This window comes from Neptuniibacter sp. QD29_5 (assembly GCF_047778125.1).
Lineage (GTDB): Bacteria > Pseudomonadota > Gammaproteobacteria > Pseudomonadales > Balneatricaceae > Neptuniibacter.
Genome location: NZ_CP180556.1, coordinates 2,714,307 through 2,732,485 on the forward strand (window position 1 = coordinate 2,714,307; position 18,179 = coordinate 2,732,485).

General features: G+C 45.7%; 19 protein-coding genes. 1 reads left to right on the forward strand and 18 read right to left on the reverse strand.

Annotation, left to right across the window (positions count from 1 at the left end):
- Positions 1-4: 4 nt before the first annotated feature.
- From fdx to ACMXYR_RS12925, 8 genes are all read right to left on the reverse strand, one after another.
- Positions 5-343, reverse strand: coding sequence for an ISC system 2Fe-2S type ferredoxin (gene fdx / locus ACMXYR_RS12890; RefSeq protein ID WP_415882218.1), 339 nt, complete (start codon positions 341-343; stop codon positions 5-7).
- Complete coding sequence (hscA, locus tag ACMXYR_RS12895; protein ID WP_415901905.1) at positions 343-2,220, reverse strand: Fe-S protein assembly chaperone HscA; 1,878 nt, start codon at positions 2,218-2,220, stop codon at positions 343-345. Before hscA ends, fdx begins: the two co-directional genes overlap by 1 nt.
- A 9-nt stretch (positions 2,221-2,229) precedes the next feature.
- Entirely contained in the window at positions 2,230-2,757 is a 528-nt protein-coding gene (gene hscB, locus ACMXYR_RS12900; RefSeq protein WP_415901906.1) for a Fe-S protein assembly co-chaperone HscB, read from the reverse strand.
- A 17-nt stretch (positions 2,758-2,774) separates the two neighbouring features.
- Positions 2,775-3,101 (reverse strand): iron-sulfur cluster assembly protein IscA, encoded by a 327-nt coding sequence (gene iscA / locus ACMXYR_RS12905; RefSeq protein WP_415882221.1) that lies wholly within the window; start codon positions 3,099-3,101, stop codon positions 2,775-2,777.
- A gap of 34 nt (positions 3,102-3,135) precedes the next feature.
- Complete coding sequence (iscU, locus tag ACMXYR_RS12910) at positions 3,136-3,519, reverse strand: Fe-S cluster assembly scaffold IscU (protein ID WP_415885601.1); 384 nt, start codon at positions 3,517-3,519, stop codon at positions 3,136-3,138.
- Between the two features lie 29 nt (positions 3,520-3,548).
- Positions 3,549-4,763, reverse strand: a complete 1,215-nt coding sequence (locus ACMXYR_RS12915) for an IscS subfamily cysteine desulfurase (RefSeq protein WP_415901907.1) — start codon at positions 4,761-4,763, stop codon at positions 3,549-3,551.
- A gap of 19 nt (positions 4,764-4,782) precedes the next feature.
- Entirely contained in the window at positions 4,783-5,280 is a 498-nt protein-coding gene (gene iscR / locus ACMXYR_RS12920; protein ID WP_415885603.1) for a Fe-S cluster assembly transcriptional regulator IscR, read from the reverse strand.
- A 151-nt stretch (positions 5,281-5,431) separates the two neighbouring features.
- The gene (locus tag ACMXYR_RS12925; protein WP_415903652.1) at positions 5,432-6,178 is read right to left on the reverse strand and encodes an RNA methyltransferase; all 747 of its coding nucleotides are present in this window, start codon (positions 6,176-6,178) and stop codon (positions 5,432-5,434) included.
- A gap of 140 nt (positions 6,179-6,318) precedes the next feature.
- Between ACMXYR_RS12925 and ACMXYR_RS12930 the strand changes: the two genes are divergently transcribed.
- Entirely contained in the window at positions 6,319-7,131 is an 813-nt protein-coding gene (locus ACMXYR_RS12930; RefSeq protein ID WP_415901908.1) for an inositol monophosphatase family protein, read from the forward strand.
- A 94-nt stretch (positions 7,132-7,225) separates the two neighbouring features.
- Here the strand turns inward: ACMXYR_RS12930 and ACMXYR_RS12935 are convergent, their stop codons facing one another.
- The 10 genes from ACMXYR_RS12935 to ACMXYR_RS12980 form a co-directional block, all read right to left on the reverse strand.
- Positions 7,226-8,521 (reverse strand): adenylosuccinate synthase, encoded by a 1,296-nt coding sequence (locus ACMXYR_RS12935; RefSeq protein WP_415882226.1) that lies wholly within the window; start codon positions 8,519-8,521, stop codon positions 7,226-7,228.
- A gap of 43 nt (positions 8,522-8,564) precedes the next feature.
- Entirely contained in the window at positions 8,565-9,740 is a 1,176-nt protein-coding gene (locus ACMXYR_RS12940) for an ATP phosphoribosyltransferase regulatory subunit (RefSeq protein ID WP_415901909.1), read from the reverse strand.
- 51 nt (positions 9,741-9,791) lie between these two features.
- Positions 9,792-9,989, reverse strand: coding sequence for a DUF2065 domain-containing protein (locus ACMXYR_RS12945; RefSeq protein ID WP_415882228.1), 198 nt, complete (start codon positions 9,987-9,989; stop codon positions 9,792-9,794).
- Positions 9,990-10,121: 132 nt separating this feature from the next.
- Positions 10,122-10,994 carry a protease modulator HflC gene (gene hflC / locus ACMXYR_RS12950; protein WP_415882229.1) on the reverse strand — a complete coding sequence of 291 codons (873 nt, stop codon included), beginning with the start codon at positions 10,992-10,994 and terminating at the stop codon, positions 10,122-10,124.
- Positions 10,994-12,190, reverse strand: coding sequence for an FtsH protease activity modulator HflK (gene hflK / locus ACMXYR_RS12955; RefSeq protein WP_415882230.1), 1,197 nt, complete (start codon positions 12,188-12,190; stop codon positions 10,994-10,996). Before hflK ends, hflC begins: the two co-directional genes overlap by 1 nt.
- Before the next feature lie 133 nt (positions 12,191-12,323).
- Entirely contained in the window at positions 12,324-13,628 is a 1,305-nt protein-coding gene (gene hflX, locus ACMXYR_RS12960) for a ribosome rescue GTPase HflX (RefSeq protein WP_415901910.1), read from the reverse strand.
- 6 nt (positions 13,629-13,634) lie between these two features.
- Positions 13,635-13,877: an RNA chaperone Hfq gene (hfq, locus tag ACMXYR_RS12965; protein WP_007022969.1), complete on the reverse strand. Its 243-nt coding sequence runs from the start codon at positions 13,875-13,877 to the stop codon at positions 13,635-13,637.
- 123 nt (positions 13,878-14,000) lie between these two features.
- The gene (miaA, locus tag ACMXYR_RS12970; protein ID WP_415903653.1) at positions 14,001-14,906 is read right to left on the reverse strand and encodes a tRNA (adenosine(37)-N6)-dimethylallyltransferase MiaA; all 906 of its coding nucleotides are present in this window, start codon (positions 14,904-14,906) and stop codon (positions 14,001-14,003) included.
- A 37-nt stretch (positions 14,907-14,943) separates the two neighbouring features.
- The gene (gene mutL / locus ACMXYR_RS12975; RefSeq protein ID WP_415901911.1) at positions 14,944-16,818 is read right to left on the reverse strand and encodes a DNA mismatch repair endonuclease MutL; all 1,875 of its coding nucleotides are present in this window, start codon (positions 16,816-16,818) and stop codon (positions 14,944-14,946) included.
- Positions 16,819-16,844: 26 nt separating this feature from the next.
- A complete protein-coding gene (locus ACMXYR_RS12980) occupies positions 16,845-18,167 on the reverse strand; it encodes an N-acetylmuramoyl-L-alanine amidase (protein WP_415901912.1) in 1,323 nt (440 codons plus the stop codon).
- Positions 18,168-18,179: the final 12 nt, after the last annotated feature.

Sequence of the window (18,179 nt, forward strand, 5' to 3'; positions counted from 1 at the left end):
CTCCTTAGTGTCGCTCCGACACTTGGTTAATTGTGTATTTTGGAATTTCAACAACCAAATCTTCTTCAGCAACTACAGCCTGACAGCTTAAACGGGACTCAGGCTCTAAACCCCAAGCCTTATCAAGCATATCATCTTCAAGCTCATCGGATTCTTCCATAGAATCAAAGCCTTCACGCACAACAACGTGACAGGTAGTACACGCGCAAGATTTTTCGCACGCATGCTCAATATGGATGCCATTCGCAAGCGCCGCATCGCAAACCGTTACGCCTGGTTCAGCCTCGATCACTTTACCCTCTGGACATAACTCATCATGTGGCAGAAAAATAATCTGCGGCATTACTCACTCTCCCCAAGTTCATCAACACTATGCCCCTGCAGCGCCTGTTGAATATTATAATCCATACGGCGTGCGGCATATTCATCAGATGCTTTTGATAAAGCAGAGATTCCCTGCTCAATCGCACTTACATCACTACCCTGGCGAATTTTTACCAGCGTTTCTATTTCATTTTCTAACTGAGATCGCTCACCTTCACTCAGTAACTTGTCACCATCTGCAGCTAGCGCATCTTTCAAAGACACTATCAATCGATCAGCTTCCACCTGCTGCTCTCTCAATGCACGCGCATCTTTATCTTCCGCCGCATTGAGATAAGATGATTTCAGCATCTCGGCAATTTCACTGTCACCAAGACCATAAGAAGGTTTTACCTGAATACTACTTTCCACACCTGAGGTTAGCTCTTTCGCTTCAACACCGAGCAAACCATCAGCATCAACCTGGAATGTCACGCGAATTTTAGCCGCACCCGCCGCCATCGGAGGGATTCCTCGCAAGACAAAACGCGCAAGCGAGCGACAATCTTGAACTAATTCACGCTCACCTTGGACAACATGAATCGCCATAGCCGTTTGGCCATCTTGGTAAGTAGTGAATTCTTGCGCACGCGCGACTGGGATTGAAGTATTCCTGTGAATAACTTTTTCAGTTAGACCACCCATCGTTTCAAGACCCAACGATAGCGGAATCACATCCAGCAACAACATATCACTATCTGGCTTATTACCGGCTAGCACATCAGCCTGAATTGAAGCACCGATAGCAACAACACGATCCGGATCGATATTGATATGAGGCTCACGACCAAAGAATTTCTGAACCTGTTTACGCACTAGGGGGACACGAGTTGAACCACCCACCATAACAACTTCAAGCACTTCATCTGCTGCAACACCTGCATCCTTCAAAGCACGGCGACAAGCACGAGTTGTGCGTTTTACTAATGGCTCAATTAGAGAATCAAAATCTTCGCGCGTAACTACCAGCTCATGACACTCAGAACCTAGTTCTAAAACAACGCTAACTTGAGGCTTATCTGTTAGAAGCTCTTTGGTTTCTTTAGCTTTCTCTGTCAGATAACGAGACGCATGACTGTCTATCTGTTCGAGCTGAAGCTGCTCGGCAAACCACTGCGCCAGCGCTAAATCAAGATCATCACCACCTAAAGCACTGTCACCGCCGGTAGACAATACCTCAAAAACTCCTTTATTCAGGCGCAAAATCGAGATATCAAAAGTACCACCGCCAAGATCATAGACAGCAATAACACCTTCTTTACCTTCATCCAAGCCATAAGCTACTGCAGCTGCAGTCGGCTCATTAAGCAAACGAAGTACTTTGATATTGGCAATTTTAGCGGCGTCTTTTGTAGCTTGGCGCTGAGCATCATCAAAGTAAGCCGGAACTGTAATAACCGCACCAACCAACTCACCACCCAGTGCTTCTTCAGCGCGCTCGACCAAACTGCTTAGGATATCTGCCGAAACTTGAACAGGACTTTTATTACCTGCAGCCGTGCGAATATAAGGCATACCGCCGTCTTCAGCCTCAAAATGATAAGGAGCCTCATCACCCAGCGCTTTAACATCAGCAACACCACGCCCCATAAGACGCTTTGCAGAAATAATTGTATTGTATGGATCTTCAGATGCATGCGATCGAGCCTCTCGGCCTACCTGAGAGTTACCACAAGGAAGATAACGTACAACGGAAGGCAATAAGTGTTCGCCATCAAGATCAGGCAAAGTTACCGCTTCACCACTCTTAACCGATGCCACTAGGGAGTTGGTCGTACCTAAATCAATACCTACTGCCAACTTATGCTGATGTGGAGCTTCACTCTGCCCCGGTTCTGCTATCTGTAATAGCGCCATATATTTGCGTCAGCCATCCAACCGATCTTCAAGACGCTCGATCTCGATTATCAGTTTTTCTAAAAATTGCATTTTGCGCACAATGACAGCAGCAGTATCTAACTGTTCTGACTGATAACACTGTGCAAACTGTTCCCGTAACTGTTCCAACGATTCAGTCACATCGTCCTGCAGAGACTCAAGCTCACCAAATGGATCGTCCTGATCTGGAATCTCTTCCAGTTGCTCTCGAAGCTCCATCTGCTGCATCAAAAACATGGGATCAATAGCAGTAGAGGACTCACTAATTGTATCAATGCCCTGCAATGAGAGCAGGTATTGAGCACGTAGCAAAGGTGAGCGCAATGTAGCAACAGCTTCATTTAGATGCGCCATATATTGAACAGCTAATCGTTGTTCGCGCTCAGATTTGTGCGCATAGCGATCTGGGTGAAGTGTTTTTTGCAGTTCACGGGATAGATCAGACAATACTGTCTGATCTACATGAAATGATATCGGCAGGCCGATAAAATCAAAATAATTCTTATTGATATCCATCGTTCTGCCAAGAAGAATTAGACGTTAAAGCTTTCGCCGCAACCACATTCGCTAGAGACATTAGGGTTGTTAAACTTAAACCCTTCATTAAGCCCCTCTTTAACAAAATCCAGCTCAGTACCATCAAGATACAATAGACTCTTTGGATCTATCACAATCTTAACGTCTTGCGGGCCCTTGAAAATTTCATCTTCAGAATTTACTTCATCAACAAATTCAAGAACATAAGCCATACCGGAACAACCTGAAGTACGCACACCCAAGCGAATACCTTCGCCGTGGCCACGTTTCTCTAGGTAGCGCGCAACATGATCTGCTGCAGCATCAGTCATGGTAATTGCCATAAACGTCTAGCTCTCCCAACAAATAAGCAGATTCTTATTTGTCTTGTTTTTCTTTGTAGTCTGCAACAGCAGCTTTAATTGCATCTTCAGCCAATACTGAACAGTGAATTTTCACTGGTGGTAGCGCTAGCTCTTCAGCGATAGCAGTATTTTTAAGCTCAGCTGCCTCTTCAAGAGACATACCTTTAACCCACTCAGTAACTAGCGAGCTTGATGCAATTGCAGAACCGCAACCGTAAGTTTTGAATTTAGCATCTTCAATAATGCCTTCATCACTTACTTTAATCTGCAGACGCATAACATCACCACAAGCAGGCGCTCCAACCATACCTGTACCAACGTTACCATCTTTATCATTCATTTTGCCGACATTACGAGGGTTCTCGTAATGATCAATAACTTTCTCACTATAAGCCATGACGACCTCCAAATAGTCTTAGTGCCAGATCAGTGATGTACCCACTCAACCTTGCTCAGATCGACACCGTCTTTAAACATATCCCACAGAGGTGAGAGCTCACGCAATTTGCTAACTGCATCTTGAATTTGAGCAGCCGCATAATCCACTTCTTCTTCAGTAGTAAAACGACCAAAGGAGAAACGAATAGAACTGTGTGCTAGCTCATCATTCAAACCTAATGCACGTAGTACATAAGAAGGCTCTAAGCTAGCAGATGTACAAGCCGAACCAGATGATACCGCCAGATCTTTCAGCGACATCAATAAAGATTCACCTTCTACAAAAGCAAAACTGATATTCAGGTTACCTGGAACACGCTGCTCTTTAGAACCATTTAGGTAAACCTCTTCCATTTCACCCATACCTGCCAAGAAGCGATCACGCAAAGCAATAATATGCGCTGTGTCTTTCGCCAGTTCTTCTTTACAAATACGAGCGGCCTCACCCATACCGACAATCTGGTGAGTTGGTAGAGTACCCGAACGCATACCACGCTCATGGCCTCCACCATGAATTTGAGCTTCTAGGCGTACACGAGGCTTACGGCGAACAAATAGAGCACCAATACCCTTAGGACCGTACATCTTGTGTGCAGAGATAGATAACAGATCAACCTTAGCTTTACCTAAATCAATCTCAATTTTTCCCGCACTCTGAGCAGCATCAACGTGGAAAATAATGCCTTTAGAACGAGTAAGTTCACCAATTGCTTCGATATCAGTGATCGTGCCTACTTCGTTGTTAACATGCATAAGCGAGATAACGATAGTATCTTCACGAATCGCTTCAGCTACTGCTTGCGGCTCAATCAAACCATCAGAGTTTGGCGTTAGGTAAGTAATTTCGAAACCTTCACGCTCTAATTGACGGCAAGTATCCAAAACGGCCTTATGTTCAATTTTGGACGTAATAATGTGCTTACCTTTCTTCTGATAGAAATGAGCAGCACCTTTTATAGCTAAGTTATTGGACTCAGTTGCACCTGAAGTCCAAACAATCTCACGTGGGTCAGCGTTAATAAGATCAGCAACCTGACGGCGAGCAGATTCAACTGCTTCTTCCGCCTTCCAGCCGAAGAGATGTGAGCGTGAAGCTGGATTACCAAAATTGCCATCCATCGTAAGGCATTCAGTCATTTTTTCAGCAACTCGAGGATCAACTGGGGTAGTTGCAGAATAATCCAGATAAATCGGTGTTTTCATTCATTCTCTCCAAGCGAGTTTAAACGATCGCTTTTTCACTGCAGTTCAAGTTCTCCGCGCCAATCAAAACCTGGTCCATCTGGATTCGGTCCTGACGCTCAGATGTAACCTGAACATCTTTTCTTACAACTAGGTCAGCCAACGTAATTCCACTTAAGAAAGCGTGAATTTGGTCGCTCAAGTCGCACCAAAGGTGATGAGTAAGGCACGTTTCTCCGCCCTGACAGTCACCTTGACGATTACATCCAGTTGCATCTACTGATTCATTCACAGCATCAATTACTTGAGCAACATTGATGCCTGCTTGCTCACGATTTAGTTGATAACCACCACCTGGACCACGAACACTACGAACAAGTTCGTTACGGCGCAACTTAGCAAAAAGCTGCTCCAAGTATGACAATGAAATGCCCTGTCTTTCAGAGATATCAGCCAGACTAATCGGCCCTTTACCTTCATGAAGAGCCAGATCCAGCATCGCTGTAACGGCATAACGCCCTTTAGTTGTTAATCGCATAATTTCCGCCTTCACGCGCAATAGCATTTGCGCGGCATTATGCAATACCCGACTAAAAAGGTCAACTAAATACCCTACCATTATTGTAGGTCTTTATATTCTTTATCGCGCGAATTCTAACACGAAATATTCACAACCGAACGCTTAAGGGTCAATCTTTAGCATTAGAATTCTTTTGTGTAGCCGTCAAAATCCCTCTCAATACGTTAACTTCTACTTTATCCGGCATAGCCCGTAGATACAGTCTCCGCAGTCTTGGCATTAATTGGCGAGGATTTTCAGGATCTAAGAAATCGATATCAACAAGCGTCTCTTCCAGATGCTTGAACAAACGCTCAAGATCACCGCTATCAGCAAGCTCTATATCCCAATCCGTACCCCATTGCGGTTTATGCTGTTCATTTTCTTTTGCATAAATAGAGGCCATACGCAATTCATAGGTAATTACCTGCACTGCAGCTGCAAGATTCAACGAACTAAAATCCGGATTTGAAGGTATATGTACGTGATACTGGCAGAGGTGTAACTCTTCATTGGTCAAGCCACGATCTTCACGACCAAACACAATCGCAATTTTCTTATCCTCTGCAATCGGCTGAACAATCGCCGCCAACTCGCGCGGATCAACCACCGGCCAAGGAATATGACGACCTCTAGCACTGGTCCCAACTACGATCTGGCAATCTGCAATCGCTTCCTCAAGCGTGTCATGAATGACAGCACCCTCAAGCAAATCAGTGGCCCCTGCCGCTCTTGAATCCGCATTCACATGAGGAAACTTTTTAGGCGCTACGAGATGCAACTCCCCCAAAGCCATATTTTTCATAGCCCTCGCCACACCACCAATATTGCCTGGATGAGTTGTATTAACGAGAACAATGCGAATATTTGCAGACATAGATCTTGCCACCACCACAATAAATGAAGGCGCGTATTCTAACAGAGCTACAAACAATTGAGCCACTTATTCACAGCATCCCCTATCCTCAGGTATAATACTTTTTTAATTTTCCCGAATATTCTTCAGGTTCCTAACAAATGCAACCCATGGTTAATATTGCACTGCGCGCAGCACGCGTTGCAGGCGAGCAGATCGTCCGCGCTGTAGAGCGCCTGGATTTGGTTAAATCCGAACAATCTGATGTAGCTAAGCTTCTTAACGACACATGCCAAAAAGCAGAGCTAAGTATTGTTCACACAATCCAAAAAGCTTATCCAAATCACAAAATCGTGGGCGAATACACAGGCGAACACGCACCTTTAAGCGAAGGACCTGAATTCTGCTGGACGATCAACCCAATCGACAGCATCTCCAACTTCTCCAATGGGTTGCCGGTTTTCGCAATTAGCATGGCAGGCCAACAAAACGGCCGCACAGAGCACGCTCTAATCCTGAATCCAATTACAGGTGAAGAGTTCACTGCAAGCCGCGGTGATGGCGCACAGTTAAACGGCAAACGCCTACGCGTTAGCAATCACAAAACTGTTGAAGGATCTTTGATTGGCACAGGCTTCTTCAATCGCCCAAGCGATAAAGCACACCTAGAAGCTTACCTAAACATTTTCCGCGATATGACGCTGACTGGCGGCACTATCTACAACGGCGGTTCTCCGGCGCTAAATCTTGCATACACAGCAGCTGGTCGCATTGATGGTTTCTACCAAATCGGCCTTAACCCTTGGGAAATGGAAGCAGGCCTATTATTAGTACAAGAAGCAGGCGGCCTTGTAGGTGACTTTATGGGTGGAAATGATTTCCGCCAGAGCGGCAGCTTAATTGCTGGTAACCCTAAGATGTTTAAAGCCATCTTAAAGGGCCTACAATCTTTTTTAACTGAAGAGTTAAAATAAGCGAAAAGTAACGCCAAAAAAGCCATCCACAGGATGGCTTTTTTACGCACAAAAAAAACCGGCATCAGCCGGTTTTTTTTCATTAGCACAACCCTTACGCTTCGTAAGGATTACGCAATACAATAGTCTCGATACGATCTGGACCAGTAGAGATAATATCCACAGGCGCCTCAACCAACTCTTCTAAACGCTTGATGTAAGCCACTGCTTCAGCAGGCAGCTCATCCATAGACTTAGCACCAACAGTAGAACCAGCCCAACCAGACATAGTCTCATAAACTGGAGTCACCGCTTCGTAGTCTTCGCTACCACTTAGAGAATCAACCACATTACCTGCAGAGTCCTTATAACCCACACAGATACGAATCTCTTCCATACCATCAAGTACGTCTAGCTTAGTTAAGCATAAGCCAGAGATAGAGTTGATCTGGATAGCGTGCTTAACTGCAACAGCGTCAAACCAACCACAACGACGCGCACGACCTGTAGTAGAACCGAACTCATGACCACGCTCAGCCAAGCCTTCGCCCACCTCACAATGAAGTTCTGTTGGGAAAGGACCACCACCTACACGTGTTGTATACGCTTTAGTGATACCCAGAATATAATCTAGGTACAGAGGGCCAAAACCACTACCTGTAGATGTACCACCGGCAGTTGTGTTTGAAGAAGTTACGTAAGGGTAAGTACCGTGGTCGATATCCAGCAATGAACCCTGAGCACCTTCAAACATGATGTTCTTGCCCTGCTTACGCAGATCATGAAGCATTGAAGTCACATCAGCAACCATTGGCGCAAGCTCTTCACCCATCGCCAATGCTTCATCCAGAACTGTTTGGTAATCAACAGCGTCAACCTTGTAATACTCAACCAACTGGAAGTTATAGTATTCGATAACTTCTTTCAGTTTTTCTGCAAAGCGCTCTTTATCTAGAAGATCAGCCAAACGAAGACCGCGGCGAGCCACTTTATCTTCATAAGCAGGACCGATACCACGGCCTGTAGTACCAATCTTAGCTTTACCACGCGCAACTTCACGCGCTTGGTCCATAGCAATATGGTATGGCAAGATAAGTGGGCAAGAAGGGCTCAAACGCAAACGTTCGCGCACTGGCACATCCGCCTCTTCCAAACCTTTAATCTCTTTCAGCAATGCTTCTGGAGAAAGCACTACACCGTTACCAATCATGCACACGACATTGTCGCGCAAAATACCTGAAGGAATCAGGTGCAAAACTGTTTTTTCGCCATCAATAACCAGCGTGTGACCCGCATTGTGACCGCCCTGAAAGCGCGCCACTGCAGAAGCCTGATCCGTAAGCAGATCTACGATCTTGCCTTTACCTTCATCACCCCACTGGGTACCCAGAACAACTACGTTTTTGCCCATTGTTGCCTACTTGAGATTACTTAAGAATAAAATTTTTTACTGATCACAGGTCGCTAACGACCCATTCTCCATCACGTTGTACTAGTTCAGCAGTACATTCTTTTGCCGGTTCAGCGCCCGGTAACGCATAGATAACTTTTACACCTTCAGAACGCAGCTGACTCACTTTAGCCAATAGCTCTGCACTCTCTTCGGCTGGCGCTAGAACAATCTGCTTTTCATCGAGAACAACAGAAGAAAGCTCAACTAACGTTTTTAGATCAGCACTAAAGCCTGTGGCTGGACGTGCGCGACCGAAATCTCTACCGATCTCATCGTAACGACCACCCTTTGCAATAGCCTGACCAAATTCAGGCGTATAAGCAGCAAAAACCACACCTGTATGGTAGTTGTATCCACGTAATTCACTTAGATCAAAATACTGATCTAACTGCGGGAAACGCAAAGCAATACGCTCTGCTAACTGCTGCAAATAATCGATAGCTTCAAGCACTTGCGCTGGCGCAGTCGCGAACAGCTCACGCGCTCGAGCTAAAACATCGCTACCACCGTTCAGTGACGGCAACGCTGCCAAAAAAGACTTACCTGTATCATCTAGATCTAGTTGCTCAACAAACAACTGAAGCTCTGGTAGCGCCTTACGCTGCAGAATATCCAGATACTGCTCTTTATCGTCAGCAGACAGCTGGATCATCTCCATCAAACCAGAAAACACGCCAACATGACCTAAATCGATACTAAGATCACGATCTACTCCCGCTGCATGCATGGTTTCAACCATCAGAGAGATCACCTCTACATCACTCTCAATACCTGAGTGACCATAGAGCTCAGCACCCAACTGCAGTGGGTTACGAGAAGCTAGTGGCTGAGTTGGCAACGCATGCACAACCGAACCACAGTAACATAGACGGGTAGCACCAGACTCACGTAGACGATGCGCGTCAATACGTGCAACCTGAGGCGTAATATCAGCGCGAAAGCCTAAGGTATGACCACTAATTTGATCAGTTACCTTTACAGTATTCAGGTCAAGATCATGACCTACACCTGTAAGCAGAGATTCTAAATGCTCCATCACAGGAGGCATAACCTGCTCATAGCCCCAATGCTCATACAGATCCAATAAACGTCTGCGTAAAACCTCAACGCGACGAGCCTGCGGTGGAAGTAACTCTTGTACACCTTCCGGTAGCAGCCAACGATCTGCCAATGCCATGTGGTACTCCGTATCTTATAAAACAACACGCCGATCTATAACGACTCGGCTTTAATTCACTATATAAAGTGCAACCAGACCCAACAGCATACTCACCAAGCCTATAAGGCGTAGTGACCGATCACTGATCAACGAAAGCTGTTGAACCAAATTACGCCAGCGCTGCGGATAAAGAAAAGGAATAACCCCTTCCAAAATCAGCATCAAGCAAAAACCAACAGCGAGTGAATGCAGTAGTTCGGATGACATGCTTACTTCAGCCTATACAATCCAATTGCCACAAAAAAACCGGGCTTTAACCCGGTTTTGCTATTCTACCACGGAATCAGAGGAATGCCTTCCCCTGATCCGTTTTTTTGTACATTTTTACGCCAGCCGATATTACTCGGCTTTTGATGCTCCTAAATACTTAAAGAAGTCACTATCTGGTTTTAGCACCAAAACATCACCACTCTGACCGAAAGATTCACGGTAAGCCCGCAAACTACGGTAGAAAGAGTAAAATTCTGGGTTTGCAGAGTATGCTTCAGCATAGTTTTTAGCTGCTACGGCATCACCTTCACCACGAATCTCTTCGGATTCTCGATAAGCCTCTGCCACAATAACCGTCTTCTGACGATCCGCATCCGCTCGGATACCTTCCGCTAGCTCTTTACCACGAGAACGAAGCTCACGTGCTTCACGCTCACGCTCTGTACGCATACGATCATATACAGACTCAGATACTTCTTGAGGAAGATCGATTCGTTTTACACGAACATCAACAACCTCAACACCCAGCTTATCTATAGCTACTGGGCTGATCTCGCTGATTAGCTTACGCATCAATTCTTCACGCTCACCTGATACCACTTCAGTCACCGTACGTGCGCCAAACTGGTTACGCAATGCCGCATCAACACGCTGCGAAAGAAGGTTTGCCGCGTTAAACTCATCACCCGAAGTTGCTGTGTAGTACTTTTGCACATCTTTAACACGCCATTTCACAAAAGAGTCTACGATAAGACGTTTCTTCTCAAGTGTAAGGTAAGCCTGGGGGCGCGCATCCAACGTCAAAATACGTGAATCGAACTTACGCACTTTGTTTACAATTGGAATTTTAAAGTGAAGACCTGGACCTACATCGGCATCAGACACCTCACCAAACTTAAGTAACACTGCACGTTCAGTTTCTTTTACGATGTAAAGAGAGCTCTGACCAACCAGCACCAACACAGCAAAAATAATTATGAAAAATAGTGATTTAGACTGCATTATCGACCCTCCCGACGACTACCTTGACGCTGACGTAGCTGATCAACCACTTGATCAGTCACTTCACGCAGGCTCTGACTATCTAGTCGCACTGAGCGATTATTATCACCTGTCACTGGGCGATTTTGCATAATCTTATCCAGCGGCAAGTACATCATGTTATTACCACCTTCAACATCAACTAGCACTTTAGGGTTCTGAGAAAGAACTTCCTGCATAGTGTCTAGGTATAGACGCTCACGCGTTACTTCAGGCGCTTTTACATACTCTGTTAACAAAGCAGTAAAACGTTTCGCATCACCCTCTGAGCGAGCCACAACTTGCTCTTGGTATGCGCTCGCTTCCTCAAGCATACGCTGAGCTTGACCACGCGCTTCAGGAATAATGCCATTTGCATAAGATTCTGCTTCGTTTTTAACTCGAACCTCATCCTCTCGCGCCTTGATCACATCATCGAATGCATCTTGCACTTGGTTAGGTGCTTTCGCTTCTTTGATGTTCACCTTCGAAATCTGAAGTCCCGTACCATACTGACTCATATAGCTCTGAAGACGATCTTGCACTTGAACCGACAAGGTTTCACGACCTTGCGTCAGAATAGAGTGCATATCAGTCGAACCAACCACATGACGCAAAGCAGACTCAGCTGCATGTGATAGACTTGATTCAGGGTCACGCACAGTCAGCACAAAACCTTTGGCATCAGAGAGCAAATACTGAACCGTCATTTCAATATCGACGATATTCTCATCTTTGGTCAGCATTAGAGCACGATGATCACGAGTACGTAGACGAGTTGTATTAACAATCTCGACCACATCGATCATAGGTGGATTCCACTGCAGACCTGGACCTACGGTCTCGCTGAACTTACCAAGCCTTAATACAACACCACGCTCTTGTTGGTCGACCGTATAAAAGCCCATACCAGCCCAAGCCAACGCAGCAATAAGAATCACCACCCAGAAGAAACCAGCACCGGAAGCCGAAGACGAACCGCCACCATCACCGCCGTGACCACTGGACTTTTGACCGCCACCAAAAATGCCGTTCAATTTATCCTGCAGTTTACGCAGCGCTTCATCTAGATCAGGAGGCCCCTGATCGCCACCACCTTTACCCCCGCGGTTATTGTTATTACCGCCACCCCAAGGGTCCTTATTATCACCGTTACCACCAGGCTCATTCCAAGCCATACGTCACTCCGTATAAAAACAACATGTTAGGTAGATTAAAACATATATCAGCGAAAAACATTATTCGCCAGATATTACCCCTCAATTAACTAAAATCGAGGTTTTGAAACTTTTTACTCGACAGGCTAAGTCCTTACCAAGGATTAACTTCGACAGGAAAACAACGATCACGTTCCATTCCCAACCGACTCAGCAGCTGCAGCATGTCTTTTTTCTGTATACGCACTTCCAAAATAATAGATCCTTTTTCATCTACTTGTTCAGAAAGTACGGCACCGCTCTCATACAATTTAGCTCTAAACTGACCTTCTTGCGGCTCCAAGCACACGTTATCATGAAATACATCATCTGCAAGTAGCTCATTAACCGCTTGAAACAGCAGATCATGCCCTTCGCCCGTGACTGCGGATAACCACACACGACTAGGCTTACCATCTTCATCACGATCAATACGAGGCTTACGCCCTTCGATCAGATCAATCTTGTTATAAACCTCTAAAACCGGCACTTCATTCGCACCAATTTCAGCCAGTACGTTTTCTACTTCAGCGATATGATCATGACGGTCATCATCATGAGCATCGATCACATGAAGCAACAAAGTCGCCTCTATGGTTTCTTGCAAAGTCGCGCGAAATGCTTCCACCAGCTTATGTGGAAGATGACGAATAAAACCTACTGTATCCGCAAGAATAGCCTGACCAATATCTTCAACTTCAATCCGACGCAAAGTTGGGTCTAGTGTTGCGAATAACTGGTCTGCTGCATAAACCTCAGAAGTCGTCAGCGAGTTAAACAGCGTTGATTTACCTGCGTTGGTATAACCCACCAGCGATAAAGTTGGTACTTCAGCGCGCTTACGCGAACGCCTACCTTGCTCACGCTGCTTACGAACCTTCTCTAAGCGCTTGTGGATAGACTTCATCCGAGCACGAAGTAATCGACGGTCTGTTTCTAGCTGAGTTTCACCCGGACCACGTAGACCGATACCACCTTTTTGACGCTCAAGGTGGGTCCAACCACGTACAAGACGGGTCGACATATGATCAAGCTGGGCTAGTTCAACTTGAAGTTTACCTTCATGGGTTCGCGCACGCTGAGCAAAGATATCCAAAATAAGGCCTGTACGATCAAGCACCCTACTTTGTATCTCTCGTTCGATATTACGCTCTTGAGCTGGACTTAAAGCATGGTTAAAGATCACTAATTGCGCATTATGCAGATTAACTAGCTCGCGCAATTCGTCTAGCTTTCCCTGACCAATAAAAAACTTCGGATTAGGATGAGAAAGAGACCCAGTCAAAAATTCGACTGGGTCTGCACCTGCAGATAGGGCTAGCTCTTCGAGCTCTTTAGGACTTTCTTGGTCGGCCTCAGCGGCCAAATTCATATGAATCAAAATGGCACGTTCGCCACTTTTAGGACGTTCAAAGAACAATGATTATTAGTCCTCTGCTTTTGCTTCGTCTGCTGCTGGCAGTTTAACCGGGCGCGCAGGAACAACAGTTGAGATGGCATGCTTATAAACCATCTGACTAACAGTATTTTTAAGCAGGATAACAAACTGATCGAAAGACTCGATCTGGCCCTGCAATTTAATACCATTAACTAAGAAAATAGACACTGGAATACGCTCTTTACGTAGCGCATTCAAATAAGGGTCTTGTAATGATTGCCCTTTTGACATTTGCAAACTCCTTCCCGAGGAAATTTTATAATTTTTTCGTTATAGTATGGCTTACGGCTCTTAATTTACTGCTTTTGCCGCTTAAACGCCTTATTTTACAGCTTTTTACTGTCTAGCCTGACATTATATAATGCTACCTTCAATGAATTTCAAGGCATTCTGCAAGAGATTTGTGTCGTGAGTGTCAATCCAGTTGAGGTTTTCCCAACTTCTTAGCCACGTAACCTGCCTTTTTGCCAGCTGCCTTGTAGCTACAACACCTTTAAATTTCATCGTGTCATAGTCCCAAGTTCCGGCAAAATATTCCCATACTTGACGATAACCAACACAACGCACAGATGGCATCTGCAGGTCTAAGTCACCTCGATTCCAAAGCGTTCTTACTTCATCAACAAAACCTTGCTCAAGCATGATATCAAAGCGACGAGCAATACGATCATGTAGTTCAGAACGCTCTTGTGGCATCACCGCCAGAGACACAATGGGGAAATCAGGCTTTTGTTTTTCCTGTTCAGCCCACAGATCCGTCATAGAACGCCCAGTAATTTCATAAACCTCTAGGGCACGCTGAAGTCTCTGAGCATCATTTGGATTAAGTCGCTTAGCAGACTCAGGATCAACTTCAGCCAATCGAGCATGCATAGCAGCCCAACCTTCAGCTTCAGCTTCCTGTAGCAGTCTTTCACGAACCGCTGCATCGGCCTCTGGTAGATTCGCTAAGCCATTTTTCAACGCATGGAAATACAGCATAGTTCCACCCGTCAAAATCGGCACTTTACCCGCTGACCGAATTTCCTCAATCTGCTTTAGCGCATCCATACGAAATTCTGCAGCCGAATAGGCTTCAGAAGGATCACAAATATCGATAAGACGATGCGGATATCTAGCCAGCGTTTCGTGATCAGGCTTCGCAGTCCCTATATCCATGCCTTTGTAGATCATAGCTGAATCAACACTAACGATCTCGCAAGGCATATGATCGTAAAGCTTCATCGCGAGATCCGTTTTACCAGACGCAGTAGGCCCCATTAAAAAAACGACGGGTAGATTACTCACTAAATTGCTCCTACTGGCCACGCATAAATAATTTATCAAGATCAGCCATGGTCATCTGACTCCAAGTTGGTCGACCATGGTTACACTGACCACTGCGCTCGGTTTGCTCCATATCCCTTAACAAGGCATTCATCTCTGGCAAAGTTAATTGGCGATTTGCTCTAACCGCCCCATGACACGCCATGGTCCCCAACAATTCATTGATATGTTGCTCTATACGCTTACTTTCGCCATATACCAACATATCTGAAAGCACATCACGGATCAGTTGCTCGATATTGCCTTTAGCCAAAGAAACCGGTACTTGGCGAACAACAATCGTTTCTTCGCCCATGCGCGCTAACTCAAAGCCTAAGCGCTTAAACGTATTTGCCTGCTCATCAGCACAATCCGCTTCCCGCTGACTTACTGCAAGACTCATAGGTACCAAGAGCGGTTGAGAGCGTACAACATCCTGTTCAAAAGACTGTTTCATGCGTTCATAGACGATACGTTCATGGGCCGCATGCATATCTACCACTATTAAGCCTTGGTCATTTTGAGCAAGAATGTACACCCCATGTAACTGAGCGATCGCGTATCCCATTGGTGGGCATTGCTCATGCTCTACCTCAGATTCAGCAGACACACCAGCATCGACTGTTGTTGCAGGCTGAGGGTGAAGCGCGGCATAGCCACTGATCTGCTCTTGAATCTGAGGACCAGAGGGCGTTGAAGTTGGCTGATAAGCAGGTGCAGAGTAACCATTGCCACCGGAACTATTAACTCCAGATCTAAACGCCATGCGATTTTGTTCGAAATTCTGTTGTACTGGCTGTTGTTGAGTCTGTAACTCAGCAACTGCAGGCGCGGAGCCTTCCGGTATTTGATCTTGCGGGCGCATATCCGCAATCAGACGGTGCAAAGTCCGGAATAAGAAATCATGAACTAAACGACTCTCGCGGAAGCGTACCTCATGCTTAGTCGGATGCACGTTAACATCAACCAATGCTGGATCAAGCTCAAGATACAGCACATAAGCTGGATGGCGACCGTGATAAAGCACATCTGCATAAGCCTGTCTTACAGCGTGCGTAACAACTTTATCTCGAATCATTCGACCATTTACAAAGAAGTACTGCAGATCAGCCTGACTACGAGAAAAAGTAGGCAATCCAACCCAACCCCATAAACGTAGACCCGATGCTTCGGCAACCACATCTGCTTTTAAAGCGTTATCAATAAACGCTGAACCACAGATACTGGCAACACGACGTTCCTGTTCTAATTCACTATCCGCCTGTCGAAGCTGATGGATAACCTTGCCGTTATGGCGCAACTGAAAGGCAACATCGAAGCGGCTTAATGCAAGGCGCTTTACCACCTCATCAAGATGACGAAATTCAGTTTTTTCCGTTTTTAGAAATTTCCGACGCGCTGGGGTATTAAAAAACAGATCTTTCACTTCAACCGTTGTGCCTTGTGGATGGGCAGCCGGCTCAAGTTGAGCCTCCATATCCCGCCCTTCCGTTTGCACCTGCCAAGCGTTATTTTGCTCAGCCTGTCTAGAGGTCAAGGTTAAACGTGATACCGAACTTATACTGGCTAGCGCCTCACCACGAAACCCCAGACTACCAACTGCCTCTAGATCTTCTAGCACTTTGATTTTTGAAGTGGCATGTCGACTAAGCGCGAGAGAAAGATCATCTTTTTCAATGCCAAAGCCATTATCACGGATACGCATGAGCTTCACGCCGCCCTGCTCAACATCGACGTCAATTTTATCTGCTCCGGCATCCAAACTATTTTCAAGAATCTCTTTGATAACAGAAGCTGGGCGCTCAACTACTTCACCCGCCGCAATTTGGTTGGCCAAACGCGGCGATAAAAGCTGTATACGTGACATTAATCTACCTTTGGATTTAGCTGAGGCTAGCTGGTTGGAATACGTAAAACCTGACCGATCTTAATTCGATCATTTTTCAAGTTGTTCTCTTTGCGCAATGAGGATAGAGATACACCGTTGCGAGAAGCAATCACCGATAGCGTATCACCACGAACAACTTTGTATGTACGATTATCTTTTTCTCTACGCTGCGCGATATACGTTAGCGCAGGCGGCTTACGCTCAAAGTGTTGTGTAATCCCTTTAAAGACAGCACCCGCCATCTTCTTCTGATAGCTTTTGGTCTTTAACTTCGCTGCTTCACCAGGATTGGAGATAAAGCCTGTTTCAACCAGAATCGATGGGATATCAGGTGATTTCAAGACAACAAACCCCGCCTGCTCTACATGGGGTTTATGCATTTTAGCGAAGCGCTTTATATTGCCATGAATCTGTTTGGCGATAGAGCGGCTGTCCTCACGACTCGCGGTCATCGACATATCGAGCAACACGCTCGCCAACACATTATCTTTATCATCTAAGCTAACGCTACCTACACCACCAATGAGGTCGGTACTATTTTCTTTACGCGCCAACCAACGACCCATTTCGCTACTTGCACCACGGGACGATAGAACCCAGACTGAAGCGCCTCGAGCACGTGCATCTTTGAAGGCATCCGCGTGTATAGAGACAAAGAGATCGGCATTATGCTTGCGGGCAGCTTTCGTTCGACCGCGTAAACTTACATAGTAATCACTCGTACGTGTTAGCTTGCCTTTATAACCAGGGGTGGCGTCTAAACGTCGTTTTAGCTCTTTAGCAATCGCAAGTACAACATCTTTCTCTCGAACTCCACCAGGCCCAATTGCCCCTGGATCATCACCGCCATGACCAGCGTCGATAGCGATCACAATATCGCGACCCGCTACTGCTTTGGGTTTGGCCGTTTTCTTAACTGTTTTAAGCGAAGACTTTTCGTAAAGATCTAAGACGAGTCGGTGACCGTATTTTTGATTGGGCTTTAATTCAAAGCTCTTGGGACGAACCGCCCTTTTGAGATCCAATACTAAACGGAGGGTTTGACCGTTTTTACCAGAACGAATCTTTTTGACCGGACTTTTATCTAAACCAAGCTTATCCAGCCCAGCTTTTAAGGATGCCTTTTCAATATCAAGCACGATTCGGTCAGGCTTATCGAGGGTAAATACTTTGTGAGATGCAGGACCGCTCATATCAAATACGAGACGAGCATGATCCGGCGCTAACCAGATACGCACATTTTTAACACCCGCAGCATGAGTGATCGCGCTACAGATAAAAATCAAACAACCTAATAATCCAGCAAAAGCATGCCGGAAACCGCTCATTCGCATAGTGCT